General features: G+C 67.3%; 15 protein-coding genes and 1 pseudogene. All 16 read right to left on the minus strand.

Going from position 1 to position 14,644, the window contains the following annotated elements; genetic code table 11:
- Positions 1 to 16: 16 nt before the first annotated feature.
- Positions 17 to 1,423 (minus strand): M23 family metallopeptidase, encoded by a 1,407-nt coding sequence (locus NFR93_RS13865; protein WP_251454369.1) that lies wholly within the window; start codon positions 1,421 to 1,423, stop codon positions 17 to 19.
- A complete protein-coding gene (lnt, locus tag NFR93_RS13870; RefSeq protein WP_502846299.1) occupies positions 1,420 to 2,958 on the minus strand; it encodes an apolipoprotein N-acyltransferase in 1,539 nt (512 codons plus the stop codon). Before lnt ends, NFR93_RS13865 begins: the two co-directional genes overlap by 4 nt.
- Before the next feature lie 81 nt (positions 2,959 to 3,039).
- Positions 3,040 to 3,966, minus strand: coding sequence for a cytochrome c oxidase assembly protein (locus NFR93_RS13875; protein ID WP_251454608.1), 927 nt, complete (start codon positions 3,964 to 3,966; stop codon positions 3,040 to 3,042).
- Between the two features lie 33 nt (positions 3,967 to 3,999).
- Positions 4,000 to 4,281 (minus strand): TFIIB-type zinc ribbon-containing protein, encoded by a 282-nt coding sequence (locus tag NFR93_RS13880; protein ID WP_251454373.1) that lies wholly within the window; start codon positions 4,279 to 4,281, stop codon positions 4,000 to 4,002.
- A pseudogene (gene resB / locus NFR93_RS13885) lies at positions 4,278 to 5,995 on the minus strand (cytochrome c biogenesis protein ResB). The gene NFR93_RS13880 and the pseudogene resB overlap by 4 nt, the downstream one beginning before the upstream one ends.
- Positions 5,976 to 6,743, minus strand: a complete 768-nt coding sequence (locus NFR93_RS13890) for a cytochrome c biogenesis CcdA family protein (protein WP_251454376.1) — start codon at positions 6,741 to 6,743, stop codon at positions 5,976 to 5,978. Before NFR93_RS13890 ends, resB begins: the two are co-directional and overlap by 20 nt.
- Positions 6,740 to 7,348 carry a TlpA family protein disulfide reductase gene (locus NFR93_RS13895; protein ID WP_251454380.1) on the minus strand — a complete coding sequence of 203 codons (609 nt, stop codon included), beginning with the start codon at positions 7,346 to 7,348 and terminating at the stop codon, positions 6,740 to 6,742. The genes NFR93_RS13890 and NFR93_RS13895 overlap by 4 nt, the downstream gene beginning before the upstream one ends.
- Positions 7,345 to 7,680 carry a DUF6804 family protein gene (locus NFR93_RS13900; RefSeq protein WP_251454383.1) on the minus strand — a complete coding sequence of 112 codons (336 nt, stop codon included), beginning with the start codon at positions 7,678 to 7,680 and terminating at the stop codon, positions 7,345 to 7,347. Before NFR93_RS13900 ends, NFR93_RS13895 begins: the two co-directional genes overlap by 4 nt.
- A complete protein-coding gene (locus tag NFR93_RS13905) occupies positions 7,677 to 8,216 on the minus strand; it encodes a signal peptidase II (RefSeq protein ID WP_251454386.1) in 540 nt (179 codons plus the stop codon). The genes NFR93_RS13900 and NFR93_RS13905 overlap by 4 nt, the downstream gene beginning before the upstream one ends.
- Positions 8,206 to 8,889, minus strand: a complete 684-nt coding sequence (locus NFR93_RS13910; RefSeq protein ID WP_251454389.1) for a copper resistance CopC family protein — start codon at positions 8,887 to 8,889, stop codon at positions 8,206 to 8,208. Before NFR93_RS13910 ends, NFR93_RS13905 begins: the two co-directional genes overlap by 11 nt.
- Positions 8,882 to 9,793, minus strand: a complete 912-nt coding sequence (locus tag NFR93_RS13915) for a cation diffusion facilitator family transporter (protein ID WP_251454611.1) — start codon at positions 9,791 to 9,793, stop codon at positions 8,882 to 8,884. The genes NFR93_RS13910 and NFR93_RS13915 overlap by 8 nt, the downstream gene beginning before the upstream one ends.
- A 13-nt stretch (positions 9,794 to 9,806) precedes the next feature.
- Positions 9,807 to 10,826, minus strand: coding sequence for a flavin-containing monooxygenase (locus NFR93_RS13920; protein WP_251454627.1), 1,020 nt, complete (start codon positions 10,824 to 10,826; stop codon positions 9,807 to 9,809).
- The gene (locus NFR93_RS13925; RefSeq protein WP_251454392.1) at positions 10,826 to 11,488 is read right to left on the minus strand and encodes a DsbA family protein; all 663 of its coding nucleotides are present in this window, start codon (positions 11,486 to 11,488) and stop codon (positions 10,826 to 10,828) included. The genes NFR93_RS13920 and NFR93_RS13925 overlap by 1 nt, the downstream gene beginning before the upstream one ends.
- Positions 11,489 to 11,588: 100 nt before the next feature.
- Positions 11,589 to 12,026 carry a hypothetical protein gene (locus NFR93_RS13930; RefSeq protein ID WP_251454395.1) on the minus strand — a complete coding sequence of 146 codons (438 nt, stop codon included), beginning with the start codon at positions 12,024 to 12,026 and terminating at the stop codon, positions 11,589 to 11,591.
- A 45-nt stretch (positions 12,027 to 12,071) separates the two neighbouring features.
- Complete coding sequence (locus tag NFR93_RS13935) at positions 12,072 to 13,961, minus strand: heavy metal translocating P-type ATPase (RefSeq protein WP_251454630.1); 1,890 nt, start codon at positions 13,959 to 13,961, stop codon at positions 12,072 to 12,074.
- Between the two features lie 221 nt (positions 13,962 to 14,182).
- Positions 14,183 to 14,554 (minus strand): Cd(II)/Pb(II)-sensing metalloregulatory transcriptional regulator CmtR, encoded by a 372-nt coding sequence (gene cmtR / locus NFR93_RS13940; protein WP_251454648.1) that lies wholly within the window; start codon positions 14,552 to 14,554, stop codon positions 14,183 to 14,185.
- Positions 14,555 to 14,644 lie beyond the last annotated feature (90 nt).

Here is a 14,644-nt window from a genome sequence, read left to right on the forward strand (position 1 = left end):
CCTCCTTCGTTTCGGGCTAGATGGAGACGCCGCGGTCGGCGAGGAAGTTGATGGGGTTGACGGGTGACCCGTTGACGTACGCCTCGAAGTGCAGGTTGCAGCCGAACGCGTTTCCGGTGTTGCCTTCGCTGCCGATGAGGTCGCCGGCGTTCACGCGCTGGCCGTATCCCACGTTGAACCCGCCGTTGCGGATGTGGGCGTATCCGGTGCCGATCCCGCCGCCGTGGTCGATTTTGATGTAGTTGCCGTAGCCGCCGTTGTATCCGGCGTAGACGACGGTGCCGGCCGCGGCGGCGTAGATCCCGGCGCTGCAGCCACCGCTCAGGTCGGCCCCGTAGTGGTAGCTGGTCGAGCAGTACCCGTTGCCGCATTGCGAGCTGCGCGGCCCGAAATCCGATGTGCGGCGCCCGGATGTGGGCCGTGCCCACCCGGAACTGACCACTCCCCCTCCGTTGCCTGCGGCGGCGAGACGTTCAGCCTCTGCTCGTTCCGCCGCTCGGCGTTGCTCCTCGGCGATGCGGGCAGCTTCGACCCCGGCCTGATAATCGGCGATGGTCTTCGCCGTGGTGTCTTGGAGAGCGGCGAGTTGGGCTTGCAGCTGACCAAGGTTGAGTGTCTGGGCGTCGAGGGCTGCTTGCGCGGCATCGGCGGCCTGCTGCGATTCGGCCATCTTCTGCTCCGCTAACGTCTGCAGCCGGTCGCGCTCATCTCGGGCCACGACCGCCTGATCGGTCAAACTCTGGGCAGCATCGCGCGCGGTGATCGCGGTGGCATACACCCTCTGGTTGCGTTCCAGCAGTTTGTCCATCACGCCCAGCCGGGTGAGCAGGTCGTCCGCGCCCGCGGCGGAGCCCGAGAAGAACAGCTCGAGAGAGGTCTGGTCGCCGCCGTCTCGGTACAGCTGCGCGGCCACACGGCCGGCTTTGTTCGCCGCGTCGGTCGCGTTCGCTGCTTCCGCGTCGGCCTGGGACTGCAACGTGTCCGCTCGGACGGCCGCCCCGAAGTACTCCTGCTGGGCGGTGTAGAACGCGCCCGCGGCCTGCTCAGCGGCGGTGCGGGTGCGCGCCACCTCACCGGTGAGGCTTTGGATGAAACCCTGGATCCGCTGCACCTCGGCGGCCTTGGTCGCTTCGTTCGCTTTGGCTGCCTCCACGTCGTCCCAGGATGGATAGGTGGCCGCGAACGCTGCCGGCAGCAGTGGGCCACCCACGATCGCAGCGACCAGGCCAGCCGTCCCCACGCCCAGCAGGGTGCGTCGGCTGACACCCGCCCGCAGCGCTCGGCTCTCGGCAGGCGTCGGGGCGCACCCGCATTCCTCGACGCCCCATGCGCCTTCCCCCGTGGCATTGGTGGGGATCACTTGTAGCGTTCGCCGCGCGTGGTCGTGTTGGTATTCGGCATATCCCGTCCGTGCCGCGTTCATGGAAGACTCCTTCGGCCGGTCGGATGATTCGTGGCACTCGCCCGCGTGCGGGCACGGTGAGAGATGCCGGCGGCCGTGAGCGCAACACCGGAGGCGAGGACGATCAACCCGGTGAGCCAGGGACCGAGCACGGTCGATGGGGTGAGCCCGGTGCGCAGCGGGACGGTGCTGACCGCGGCGCCAGCGGTGTCGACGCCGACACTGTCGAGGGTGGTGCCGTCTGGGGCGATCACCTGACTGGTGCCCACCGTTGAGACGTTGACGACGGCGCGGCCCGTTTCGATGGCGCGCATGCGGGCGAATGCGAGTTGCTGGAGGTTCTCGTCGGTGCCACGGAAGTCGGCGTTGTTGGTCTGAAACACGAACAGCTGCGCACCCTGCTGGGCGCCGTCCCAGATGACGGTGTCGTAGATCACGTCGAAGCAGATCGCCAGCCCGACACCGACGTCTCCGACCTGCACGAGCGGGGGGTTGGTGCCGGGGGTGTATTCGCGTTGGATCAGACCGACCATGTCAGGGACGATCAGTTCGTAGAACCACCGGTCGGGCACGTATTCCCCGAACGGGACCGGGTTGACCTTGTCATGCCACTGCCGGTCCGCGGGATCTGCGGTCCACAGCAGAGACGTGTTGAAGATCCTGTCGCCGCGGGTAGTGGCGGCGTTCATCAGCAGCGGTGCTCCCGCTGCCTTCACGACACGGTCAAGCGCCGCAGCGGCGGCGGGGTCGCGGAGCGGGTCGGCGTCGACGCCGCCTTCCGGCCAGGCCAGCAGATCCATCGGCTGCCCGTGCAGAGGGCGCGTCGCGGTGGTCTGAGCGGCAAGGACGTCGCCGGGCGCCTTTACGTCGAAGTACCCGGTCGGGCCGTTGCCCTGCACCCACCCGACCCGGAATACCCCGGCCGCAGTGGTGGGGAACTGCGGCATCACAGCCAGGAGAACCATGACGACGCCGACGGGGAGCAGGCCGCGGGCGAATCGGAACCCGCCCGCACGCAGCCACTGCACCACGGCGGCGCATACCATCACCATCAGGAACGACAACCCGGTCACGCCCGTCCACGACGCGACCTCGACGAACGGCCCGCCCACCTGCGTCATCCCGATCCGCGCCCACGGGAACCCGGAGTATGGCCACGCTCCCATCACCACCTCGCGTACCGCCCACAGCCCCCCGACCAGCAGCGACACCGCGAGCAGCTGCACGGCGCCGCGTGGCCGGTGACGTGTGGTCCACCGGTAGGCGAGGGCGATCGGCACCGCGCCTACGCCGAACAAGATCGCTTCCAGCCCGGCGAGGGCAAGCCACGGCACCGGGCCGAGGAACTCCCCCACCCACACCAAGTGGGCGGTGTAGAACACGGTCCCGAAGACGGTGCCGACCAGCAGTGCACCGCCGATGCTGCGGCCGATCAGGGTCAGAAGGGCGACCGTGACGCTCACGAAAGTCATTGGCCACCACCCGACCGGCGCGGACGCCACATCCAGGAAGAACCCGGCAGCGGCGGCCGCCGCTACCGCAGCCCAGAGCGGCATCGACCATGACGGCGCACGCTGTGGCGTCCCGCGCTCCGGCGCAGCAGTCGGGGCTGGAGGGGGCAGGGTCGTGGGCATCGGTCAGGTGTCTTTCTGGTGCAGTCGGGTCAGGTAGTCGTTGTATGCGTCGAGTTCGGGGTCACCGTGAGCGTCGGCGCGGCGGTCGGCGGCGACGGCTTGGGCGGTGTCCTCGCGGAACCAGCGGTGCATCACGTAGATGAGCATCAGCAGGGTGGGAGCTTCGCCGTAGGACCAGGCCAGGCCGCCGGCGAGGCGTTGGTCTTCGATCGGGTCGATGCCCAGCGCGCTCGTCGGTCCGGCGAACCCTTGTACGAGGGTGCTGGTGGCCATCATCAGGAACACGCCGAAGAACGCGTGCAGGGCGGCTTCGGCGAACACGTCCAGAGCGCGTCCGCCGTGGCTCATCCGCACCGGGAGCGGGTCTGAGGACAGAATCGGGATCGTGAACAGCATCCCGGCAACCAGGAACCCGACCTCGAGAAGAGTATGGCCCGTGACGGTGGAAAGGATCGGGTCGGCGAAATCCGCCAGGTAGAGACCGTAGAACGCGGCCAGGTACAACGGGACCGCCAGCCACGGGCTGAGCAGCCACCGGGCGGTCCGGCTGCGCAGCCCCGCATGTGCTGCACGGAGTATCAGGAGGCCGGCGCCGTGGTGGGGGGTGGCGCGGAGCAGCAGGGTGCCGGGAGAGCCGAGAACCAGCAGCGGTGGGATTGTCATCATCAGGGTGAGCTGCTGGAACATGAACACCGAGAACAGCGCGTACCCGTATCCCTCGACTCCGAGCCCGGTGACCGCGGCGAGGGCGACGCAGCCGAGCAGGAAGCTGACCGTGCGCCATACCGGCCACTGACGCCGAAGCGACCACAGCCGCACCGCGCCGGCCAGGTAGGCGACGGCGAGTATGCCGGCCACGACTGGCAGCAGCGGCAGCGGTAACGGTCCAGGGCTGAGAAAGCCGAGCAGTGTCGGCGGTGCCCCGGGGATCCAGTCGTTCACGGTGTCATCTCGGTTGAGTGATCAGAAGTCGAAGAGGTCGCCGAGGAAACCCTCTCGACGGCGCTTCCCTCCTCGGTCGTGACGGGAATCGCCTCGGTTCGGGTGAGAGTCGCTGCGGCCGTGGTGGGAGTCGCGTGATGGTGGTGCGGGGTATTCCGGTGCGCGGGTGTCGGGGGCGCGGTCGATGATCTTGTCCAGTTCGCCGCGGTCCAGCCAGACGCCGCGGCATTGCGGGCAGTAGTCAATTTCGACACCGGAACGCTCGGTCACCACGAGCAAGGCATCGTCAATGGGACATTTCATCGGTTTCCTCCTTCGGGAAGGGTGTGGCTTGTGGTGCCGGTCAGCGCGGCGGCATGAGTGTCCGCAATGTCGCGGACGGCTTTGTGGAGGGTCGGGTCCTCGCCGCGCGCGAGGCCGGCGTATTCGACGCGGACGCCCGCAGGGGTGGTGTGGGCTTTGATCCACACGCGGCGGCGGGGTACGAACATCCCGGCAATCAGTCCCAATGTGGCGAGGGTGGCGAAGGCGAGCACCCAGGCACCGGAGGGGTCGTTTTGGATCTGCAGCGACGCGAACCGTTTCACCGGTTCACCGACCACCGCGGTGTCGTCCTCCCAGGTGATCGTCCCCCACCCGTTGGGAAGGTCAGCGGTCGCGCCGGGGGTGAGCTCGAGCGACGCGGCGCCGGTGTCGGCGCCGGTGTGCTGGGTGAGCCCGTCGACATCGAGGGTGTAGACGGACCGGGGGGTGCCGTCATCGATCCCGAGGTCACCGCTGAACACATTGAGAGTGAGCACCGGGTTGATCGCATCCGGGTACACCGATGTATACGCGCCGGACGGCAGCACACCCTGGGTGGGGTAGAAAAATCCGACCAGACCGAGCTGCTCAGGCATCCCGTCCGGGATCTTGATGACCCCCAGGGACGTCATGAATGAGTCCTGCGGCAGGAACGGCTGCGATTCGCTGTACACAACTTCCCCCTCCGAGTTCCGGATGGTGAGGGTGGGCGCGTACCCGTTTCCGAGCAGGTAGATCCGGTCACCTTCGACGGTGATCGGATAGTTGACGATGACGCTCTCGCTGCGGTCGTCCTGCCCGGGTTGGCGGATAGTCACGTTGGCGGAGAAGTTCCCTGCTTGCCCCGCGCCGGGGGTACCAGGTAGCTGATAGGTGACCTCGAACGCGTCGAGGGTCATCGAGTACGGGGCGAGGCCGGTCCCGTCGATGAATCGGCCTGGGTTGAAGGAGGAGTAATCGCTGAGGGCGTTCACGAACGTGGTGCCCTCCACCACGACCCGCTGTCCGGTGTATGCGAACCCGCCGCCGATGCCGACGGAGACCAGCACCCCGATCAGAGCGATGTGGAAGACCAGGTTCCCGGTTTCTCGCAGGTAGCCGCGCTCCGCCGAGACCGATGCCCATCCGCGGCCGTCGTACCTGTGCACCCGGTAGCCGGCGCGGCGCAGTTGCCGCTCCGCGAGCTCAACGGCCTCTTCCGCCGCATTCTGGGCCGCCGCCCCTGCGGGTACGGTGACTTCCCGGTAGTCGGGGAGGCGGGAGAGACGGGCGGGGTGCGGGGCGGCTGGGACCGGAGGGCTTTGTAGTGGTGCTTTGCGCGGGGTATCACGCAGCCGATGAGGGAGGTGAACAGCAACAGGTAGATCGCGGAGAACCAGGGCGACTGGTACACGTCGAACAACCCGATCGCGTCCGCGAGAGGGAACACGTCCGGGTTATCGCGTTCCCATTGGATGACGCCGTTGGGGTCGGCGGTGCGCTGTGGGAACAGCGACCCCGGTACGGCGGCGATCGCAAGGAACAGCAGCAGCACCAGGGCGGTACGCATGCTGGTCAGTTGCCGCCACGCCCACCTCGCCCAGCCCACGATGCCGAGCGCCGGGGAGGTCACGTCCGCGGCATTGTCACCGTCGGCGCTGTCGGCGTGGTCGCGAGGTCGGAGCGGATCGACGGCCTCGTTCGTCGTGTCGGTCTCAGAGCGGGAGGGGGACATTGATCACCACCTGTTGCAGTGCCGACATCAGCGCCGTCCACAGTCCGGTGACCATCAGCAGGCCGAGGAGGATGAGCATCACTCCGCCGATGATGTTCAGCGCGCGGATGTGGCGGCGCAGGAATGTCACGGACCGGGATGCCCATCCCCAGCCGGCTGCGAGGATCAGGAACGGGATCCCCAGGCCGAGAGAGTATGCCAGGCCGAGCAGGCCGGCGCGAGCCGGGTCGCCCAGGTTCCAGGACATCGAGATGATTGCCGCGAGGGTGGGGCCGATGCAGGGCGTCCACCCGACGCCGAGCGCGAAGCCGAGCAATGGCGCGCCGATCAACCCGGCCCGGCCTCGGGTGCGGGGGCGGAGGGTGCGTTGGGCGAGCCCGAACAGACCGAGGAAAACCAGCCCGAGAATGATGATGACGACCCCGAACACCCGGGTGAGGACGTTCGCGTACTGCAGCAACAGGAATCCGAGGGTGCCCCCGAGGATGGTGACTGCCACGAAGACGACGGTGAACCCAGCGATGAACAGGGCCACCCCGAGCAGCAGCCGTGCACGCTGTGCCCGCACCGCGACCCCTGACCCGTTTCCGACTGTCGGGGTGTCGGTGGTGGTGCTGCCGAGGTAGCCGAGGTAGCCGGGCACGAGCGGCAGCACGCACGGGGACAGGAACGACACCAGCCCGGCGAGCACCGCGACCGGGACAGCCACCCACAGGGCACCGTCGACGATCGCCGCCCCCGGGTTCACGGGGTCTCTTCCGCGAGAGTATCGGCGACGAGTGTGGAGAGGATTGAGGCGGTGGCCAGTTGTCCGATGATCCGGGCGGCGACTCTCCCGTCGCGGTCGATGACGAGCGTGGTGGGGGTGGCTTGGATGGGGGTGAGCTGTGCGAATGCGAGTTTGACCCGGCCGTCGTTGACGTCGATCACGCTGGGGTAGGTGATGTTGTTGTCGCGGGCGAAGGAGAGCGCGGTGGCGGGCTGGTCGTAGGTGTTCACCCCGAGGAACGCGACTCCCTGATCCTGGTAGTCCTGCCACACTTCCTCCAGGAGCGGCGCTTCCACGATGCACGGCCCGCACGCGGCGTACCAGAAGTTCACCACCAGCACCCCACCCCGGTAGTCGTCGCTGGTCACTGTCTCACCGGTCTCGGTGACACCCTCGAACACGACCGGGTCACCCCGTTCCGGCTCCGGGATCTCCACGACCTGGAAATCGCCGGCGATATAGCCCTTCTCGTCGCCTTCGCGGTATTGCTGCGCCAGGGAGTCATCCGCCGCGCAACCGGTCAGCAATGTCGCTGCGAACACCAGGGCGACAGCAGTCCGGGTCCGACCCGTGTGGGGGGTCATGGACGACGCACTTTGATCAGCGCACCGGCGACAAGGAACACCACCGCTGCGGCCGGTTGCGCAGCCGTCCACACCGGCCCCGCGAACGGGAACGGGAAGACCGGATTCCAGACCACCACGATCACCGCGAACACCGGCACCCACCACCACTGCCGCGCCTGCACCGCAAACCACGCCACAATCACACCCAGGATGGCGGTGAGGAACAGCACCGCCAGGAACCAGTCGTTACCCATGAGCGCGGGGGCAACGAACAAGGCAGCTGCAGCGAGCAGGCTGGGCGCGAACGCGTTGCGCTGATACGTCGAGGGGATTCGCTGTTTCGCCGTCATCGACCCGCCTCCACCGTGGCAGCTGGGGCCGTGGGATCATCCTTTGCCGTTGTTGTGCGGGTGCGGCGGTGACGGATCCAGAGACTTCCGGCCAGGACGAACACGCCGGCGCCGAGAGCGACGTCGGCGAGGTTGCCGATGAACCAGTTGGCGTAGGCGAGGAAGTCGGTGACATGGCCGCGGCCGAACGCGGGCGGGGCGAACAGCCGGTCGATCAGGTTGCCGATCGCGCCGCCCAGGATCAGCCCGATCCCGACCGCCCAGCCGGTGGTGCGGGCGCGCGTGGCGGCGACGATGAGCACAGCGGTCGCGGCCACCCCCAGCAGAGTAAGCAGCCACGTCGCCCCGGACCCGAGGGACAGGAGCGCTCCGGGGTTGAAAGCCAGTTGGAGACCGAGCAGATCACCCAGCAGCGGGATCCGCTCCTCCTCACTCAGGGAGGACAACGCGGCCGCCTTGCTGGCCTGATCAATCAGCACCACTCCTGCTGCCGCGATGCAGGCGACAGCGAACCTGCGTGCCTGGTCACGACTCATCAGTCAAGTCCTTCCCCGCGGTCGTGTCCCGGGCGGCTCGCGCGGCGTCGGCACGGTCGCGGCGTCGACGTTCCCTGCCGACCATCAACACGATGACGAGGGCGCCGCCGAGGACAACCACTCCCCCGACCACAGCGAGGATCGCGAAGGTATCGCCGCCCCCCGAGGTCTCGCCCCCGTATCCGTTGTCAGCGGGCGCTTCGGTCGCGGTCGCGGTCGGGGACGGTGCGGGGGTTTGCGGAGCCGTGCTCGGTGTGGCGGCGGGGCTACTCGGGACAGCGTCGGTGGGTGCGACGGTGTAGGTATAATCGCCGCTGATCGGGTGGCCATCACTGGAGACGACCTTCCACCGGACCGTGAACATGCCTGCCGGCGGGTCCGGGGCGAGGTGCTGAGTGATGGAGGTGCCATCCTCTGACGGTGCATCGGTGGCAATGTTTTGCCCATCTGAGGCGATCACCTCGACGGCAGCGGATTGCATCCCCGCGATGAGTTCACCGCTGAAGGAGAGAGTGATTTCCGTGGGCGATGAGGTGATGGTGGAGTTTGCCTCCGGGTAGGAGGAGACCAGTTCGTCGTGTGCTTGGGCGGGGGTCGCCACAGCCAACGTCAGTCCCGCTCCGAGGAGAAGGGTGGCCAGGGCGGTGATGAGTGAACGGCGGGGGTTACGCATGGGTGGTGTGTTCTCCGGGGTGGGATTGCGGTTCGATCTGGAACGTGGCGTGCTCGATGCTCACCGGGAAGTGCTCGGCGACACATTCCTGGAGCTCTTGCAGCAGCTCGGCGGACTGTTCCGGGGTGAGAGTGTCGTCGACGACGACGTGCGCGCTCAGAGTGGGGAGGTCCGTGGAAACTTGGGAGGCGTGCAGGTCGTGCACGGCGACCACCTGCGGGAGCTCGAGGATGTGTCGGCGTACCTCCGCCAGGTCAAGGCCCGGAGGGGTGGATTCGAGCAGGACGCTGCCGGATGCGCGGAGCAGGATGAAGGTGCGCGGGATGATCAGGAGAGCGATCAGGATGCCGGCGATCGCGTCTGCCTGGTACCAGCCGAGGGTGGCGATCAGGATGGCGCTGACGATGACGCCGACGGAGCCAAGTGCGTCATTGAACACCTCGAGGAACGCGGCGCGCATGTTCAGGTTGCGTGTGCGACCGCTCATCAGCACCAGCAGGGACGCGATGTTCGCGACCAGGCCGACGATCCCGAAGAACAACAGGCTGCCGGACGCGATCTCGGGCGGCTCGAACAGGCGACGTACGCCCTCAACCAGCGCGAAGATCCCCACACCGAGGAGCAGGGCGGCCTGGGCGAGTGCGGCGAGCACTTCCGCACGCCGCAGCCCGAACGTGTACCGGTCAGACGGGGGCCGGTTCATCAGATGCGCGGCGGTGACCGCCATCGCGAGGCCGATCACGTCGGTCAGCATGTGTGCGGCGTCCACGAGCAGCGCGAGGCTGCCGGTGATGACTGCGCCGATGACTTCGATCACGAACACCGATGCGGTGATTGAGAACGCGATCAGCAATCTGTTCCGAGGGGTGGCCTCGCCCGTGTCGTGGCTGTGTCCAGCGCCCATGTTGGTCCCTCTCTTACGGCCGGTTGATGATGTGGTGTGCGATCGCTGTCGCGTCCGCGAAGACCCCGGCGATGGTGTCGACACCGCGGCGGCTGTATTGCGGGAATCCCGCGACGAACAGGCCAGGTACGGGGGTCGTTGTGCGCCGCGGCCCACGGATGCGTGCCTCATTGGGGAGCCAGTCGTCTCCGGGGAGGTAGCCGGTCGCGAAGATCACCGAGCCCGGTGATGCCGTCGTCCCGTCCGCGAAGGTCACTGCGCCGCCCCGCGCATCGGTTACCGCGGGGACGACTCGCACCCCGGCCTGTTGCAGCCGTTCGTAACTGTCACCGAACACCGGCTCGGGACGAAGATCCCCGCCGAACAACGGCCGACGGCCGCCGGCGGCCAATGGGTAGTTGGCCAGGGGCCGGTGCGCGCGGCGGGTACGCACCGCCACGGTCACCGTGTGGGAAGCGGCAAGTTCCCGTGCGATCTGCAAACCGCTGTTGCCGCCGCCGACGATCAGCACATCCTGGGTGGGGATCTGGCGGGGATATTGGTAGCTGCTGGTATGGATCGCGACACCGGGGACGCTCAATGCGGTGGCCCATTCGGGAAGTCGGGGGTGGGCGGCAGCGCCCGTGGCGCACACGATGTTGCGGGTCTGCACCTCCCCCACGGTGGTGAACAGGTGCAGGGTGGTTCCGTCGCCACGTCGCTCGACCCCGGTGACGCGGATACCCCAGGCTGTTTCGACACCGATCCCCGCCTCGACCACCTTGAGGTAGTCGACCATCTCATCCACCCTGGGGTGCAGCCGTTGATCTCCCGGATGCCGCCGAGTCGGGAGAGCACTGTGTCGGGCGTCGCTGAGCAGCACCATCGAGTGCCATCTTGACGACCAGCTGCGCTGACCCGGAGCTGCCGCATCGATCACGACGAAATCCTGTTGTGGTCGCAGCCCTTCCGCGCTCAGCGCCGCAGCGACCGCAAGGCCCGACTGGCCGGCGCCAACGATGATCGCCCGACGGCGCGCAAGACTGGCAGGCATCACGGGGCCGTGCTCAGCGCTTGAATGATGGCGTCCTCGAGGTCGTTCCACTGCTGCAGCTCCAGTGGTTCCCCGTCCACGAAGAACGTCGGGGTGCTGGAAACACCCAGCGCCTGACCCTCGTTGAGGTCCATCTCCACCCGGGCCAGCGTTTCCGGGTCCGCGACGGCAGCGTCGTAGGCGGCCATGTCCAGCCCGAGCTCTTCCGCGAATCCGCGGAACAAATCAGCGCGGGATTCTTGTGACTCGCCCCACTCGGCCTGCGTCTCGAACAGCCGGTGATACATATCCTCGAACCGGTCCTGCCCGGCTGCGGCCTCCGCAGCAAGGGCCGCGTTGGTGGAGTTGGTGTGACCGGGGAGCGGGAAGTAGCGGACGACATAGGTGATCTGCCCGGCGAACTTCTCCCGAATGTCTTCGACGATTGGGTAGAACGCACCGCACGCTTCACATTCGAAGTCAAGGAACTCCACCACCGTGACCGCACCCTCACCCCCGTCGTCCAGAACATGCGAGTTCGGTCGCACCACCGATGCGGGCTCCCCCTCCCCTCCCGGGGAAGGCGTCGAGCGTTGATTGACAAGGACATAGATGACCGCCGCCAGGATCATGGCGACGACGACAGCGACAGTGATCAACGTCACTTTCACAGGGGTTTTCATGGGGGTACTCCGAACGGTCGCGACACGTGGGCATGAGAGAGATATCCCCGGCAGGCGCGCCGGAGAAGGTTGCCACCACAGGCGGGTGGCGTGCCAGGTGTCAGGTTCGGGAAATGCTCAACTGTGTCAGCGAAAACGCGGCGGCGCGGGGCGGTGCTGGCGCAGGCAACAGCGCTCTCAGCAACGGCAGCAGTCCTCGTTCAGGCTGCGGACGTCGGGTGCGATGCACCCACCGGGTCGCCACGATCAGCAGCAGCCCGCACAACACCCCAAGCACACACGCTGCGACGCCCAGCAGAGTGGGACTCGTCGTTCCCTGATCGATCACCGGTGCACCAGCGGCGATGGGCGCGATGTGCGCGTCCACATGCTCCGTGACGGACGACGCGGTTGGTGCGGCTGCCTCAGGCTCGGTGTGAGTCGCCATCCACGCGCCGACGATCAGCAGCAGCGCGAGAGCCACGCTCGTAATGATCCTCGTTATCAGCAGACGTTCGCTCAGAATCACAGCATCCTGTGTTCGAGCGGCCGAAATCATCCTTCGCAGTCTACCGTCCACGGATCAGGGGTCACCACACCCACGTCATACCGCCGAGAGCGCAGGCTCTGGCGCGGCTGGAACAACGTTGCGGGCCAGAGCAGGACGCCGGGCCGCGCGGACACCGTTGAGGATCACGACGACTTCGGCGATCTCGTGCACCAGCACGACACCAGCAAGGCCCAGCACGCCGAACAGGGCGAGCGGGAACAGGACGATGATGATCGCCAATGCCAGGACGATGTTTGCGGTCATGATCCGCCGACCCCGCTTCGCATGCGCTAGAGCGCCGGGGATGAGGCGCAGGTCATGCCCGGTGAAAGCGACGTCGGCGGACTCGATCGCGGCGGCAGACCCCTTCACTCCCATCGCGATCCCCACCGTCGCCGTCGCGAGAGCAGGGGCGTCGTTGATCCCATCCCCGACCATCGCCGTGGGGCGCAATGCTACGAGTGCGGCGATCGCGTCGGCCTTGTCTTTCGGCAGCTGCTCGGCACGCACGTCGGTGATTCCGGCTTCCTGGGCGATCGCGCGGGCGGTGCGGTCGTTGTCGCCCGTGAGCATGATGGTCTGGATGCCCTGATCGTGCAGCATCCGTACGGTCTCGGCGGATTCTGGACGCAGTTCGTCTCGCACTCCGATGAGTCCAGCGATCTGCCCGTCCGTCTCAACGACGACCACGGTCATGCCCTGAGCGGCCATAGTGTCGGCCGTGATGCGGAGGTCGCCGGGGTTGAGCCAGCGGGCGTTGCCGATACGAATCGTTCGGCCATTGATCTGGCCAGTGACGCCGTGGCCCGCCTCTTCGATCACGTTCATCGCAGCAGCAGTGCCGGGTGCGGCGGCGGTGATGGCCGCAGCGAGCGGGTGCGTGCTGGACGCCTCGACGGCCGCCGCCCAGGCGAGGAGGTCGTCCCGGGTGGCCCCGGCAGACGGTTGCACATCGACGACGGTCGGCTCGTTGCGGGTAAGGGTGCCGGTCTTATCCAGGGCCACAGCGCGAATCGTGCCGAGCTGCTCGAACGCCTCGCCGGATTTGATCACAACACCGAACTTCGAGGCCGCACCGATGGCGCTGATGACAGTGACGGGCACCGCGATCGCCAGGGCGCACGGGGACGCGGCTACCAGCACGACGAGGGCTCGTTCGATCCACGTCCACGGGTCGCCAACAAGCACACCGAACAGGGCAACGAGGGCCGCGAGGATCAGCACGGCTGGGACGAGGGGACGGGCGATGCGGTCAGCAAGGCGTGCCCGGTCGCCCTTGCGGGCGTGGGCTTGCTCGACGAGCGCGACGATCTGGGTAAGGGAGTTGTCCCGTCCATTCGCGGTGGCTTCGATCCGGAGGGTTACAGACCCGTTCACCGAGCCGGCGGTGACCTCGTCTGCGGGTCCGACCTCGACGGGGATGGACTCGCCGGTGACCGCGGAGGCGTCCAGGCTTGACCGGCCCTCCACGACGACACCGTCTGTGGCGATCCGTTCGCCAGCGCCGACGACGAGGATGTCCAGTTCACGGACGTCGGCTGCGGGGATCGTGACGTCGCCGCCCAGGCGGGAGATCCGCACGGTGGCGGGGATGAGGGACAGAAGCGCCCGTAGGCCTTCTTTGGCGCGGTCCATCGCCCGGTCTTCGAGGGCTTCGGCGAGAGAGAACAGGAACGCCAGTGCGGCGGCTTCGCCGATGTGGCCAAGCAGCACCGCTCCGACCGCGGCGATCGTCATCAACAGCCCGACACCGAGGCGGCCGCGCAGCAGCCGGCGGATCGCACCGGGGACAAACGTGTACGCGCCGGCGATCAGGGCGATCGCTTGGAAAATTAGGGCCGGGATCGGCACCCCGGTCCATTCCAGGATGTATCCGGTGAGGAGGAACACGCCCGCGATCGCGGAAGGCAGTAGTGCGGTGTCCCGCCACCACGGCGGACGCACCTCGATCTCTCCCGCATTCGTGTCGATGGGGATCGTGGCGGGGTCTGGTCCGCAGCATGCGTCGCCGTCGTCATGCTTCCGGGCCGCCGTGGGCGTATCGGCCGTCGTGCGGGCGTTGCCGGGGTCGCAGCAGGCGTCACCGGTGGTGAGCGGGTGGCTCAGTTCAATCCGGCGCACGGTGCGGGTCTTGCGTGGCTCGTCCGGTCCGCAGCATTCCTCGCTCACAGTGCGGCACCCATCGTGGTCATGGTGTCGCAGCAGAACGGCACGTCGCAGTTCTCGTCGGTGCAGGGTGCGCCGTCGTCGTAGGCGAGCACGGTGTCCACGAGCATCGAGATTGCGCGAGTCAGATGTGGGTCCGCGATCTCGTACCGGGTCTGGCGTCCTTCCGGAGTTGCGACGACGATGCCGCAGCCGCGGAGGCACGCGAGGTGGTTGGAGACGTTCGTCCGGGTCAAGCTCAGCGACTCCGACAACCGGGCAGGGTACCCGGGGGATTCAAGAAGCTCGAGGAGAATACGGGAACGGGTCGGATCGGCCATCGCGCGGCCGAGACGGTTCATCACATCAACACGAGACGCAATAGTCAGCATCTGCTGACTATACATCTGATAATGTCTAATAGACGAATAACCCGACCCACTGTGCACCCCCGAGCGTAGGACCATCCGCAATGATCCGCA

The organism is Microbacterium sp. Marseille-Q6648 (assembly GCF_943181415.1).
Classification (GTDB): Bacteria; Actinomycetota; Actinomycetes; order Actinomycetales; family Microbacteriaceae; genus Microbacterium.

Coding starts and splice junctions, on each gene's coding strand:
- NFR93_RS13865 (WP_251454369.1), bottom strand. CDS start 1,423: ATGAACGCGGCACGGACGGGATATGCCGAATACCAACACGACCACGCG.
- lnt (WP_502846299.1), bottom strand. CDS start 2,958: ATGCCGCTCTGGGCTGCGGTAGCGGCGGCCGCCGCTGCCGGGTTCTTC.
- NFR93_RS13880 (WP_251454373.1), bottom strand. CDS start 4,281: ATGAAATGTCCCATTGACGATGCCTTGCTCGTGGTGACCGAGCGTTCC.
- NFR93_RS13895 (WP_251454380.1), bottom strand. CDS start 7,348: ATGACCCCCCACACGGGTCGGACCCGGACTGCTGTCGCCCTGGTGTTC.
- NFR93_RS13900 (WP_251454383.1), bottom strand. CDS start 7,680: ATGACGGCGAAACAGCGAATCCCCTCGACGTATCAGCGCAACGCGTTC.
- NFR93_RS13905 (WP_251454386.1), bottom strand. CDS start 8,216: ATGAGTCGTGACCAGGCACGCAGGTTCGCTGTCGCCTGCATCGCGGCA.
- NFR93_RS13910 (WP_251454389.1), bottom strand. CDS start 8,889: ATGCGTAACCCCCGCCGTTCACTCATCACCGCCCTGGCCACCCTTCTC.
- NFR93_RS13915 (WP_251454611.1), bottom strand. CDS start 9,793: ATGGGCGCTGGACACAGCCACGACACGGGCGAGGCCACCCCTCGGAAC.
- NFR93_RS13920 (WP_251454627.1), bottom strand. CDS start 10,826: ATGCCTGCCAGTCTTGCGCGCCGTCGGGCGATCATCGTTGGCGCCGGC.
- NFR93_RS13925 (WP_251454392.1), bottom strand. CDS start 11,488: ATGAAAACCCCTGTGAAAGTGACGTTGATCACTGTCGCTGTCGTCGTC.
- NFR93_RS13930 (WP_251454395.1), bottom strand. CDS start 12,026: ATGATTTCGGCCGCTCGAACACAGGATGCTGTGATTCTGAGCGAACGT.
- cmtR (WP_251454648.1), bottom strand. CDS start 14,554: ATGCTGACTATTGCGTCTCGTGTTGATGTGATGAACCGTCTCGGCCGC.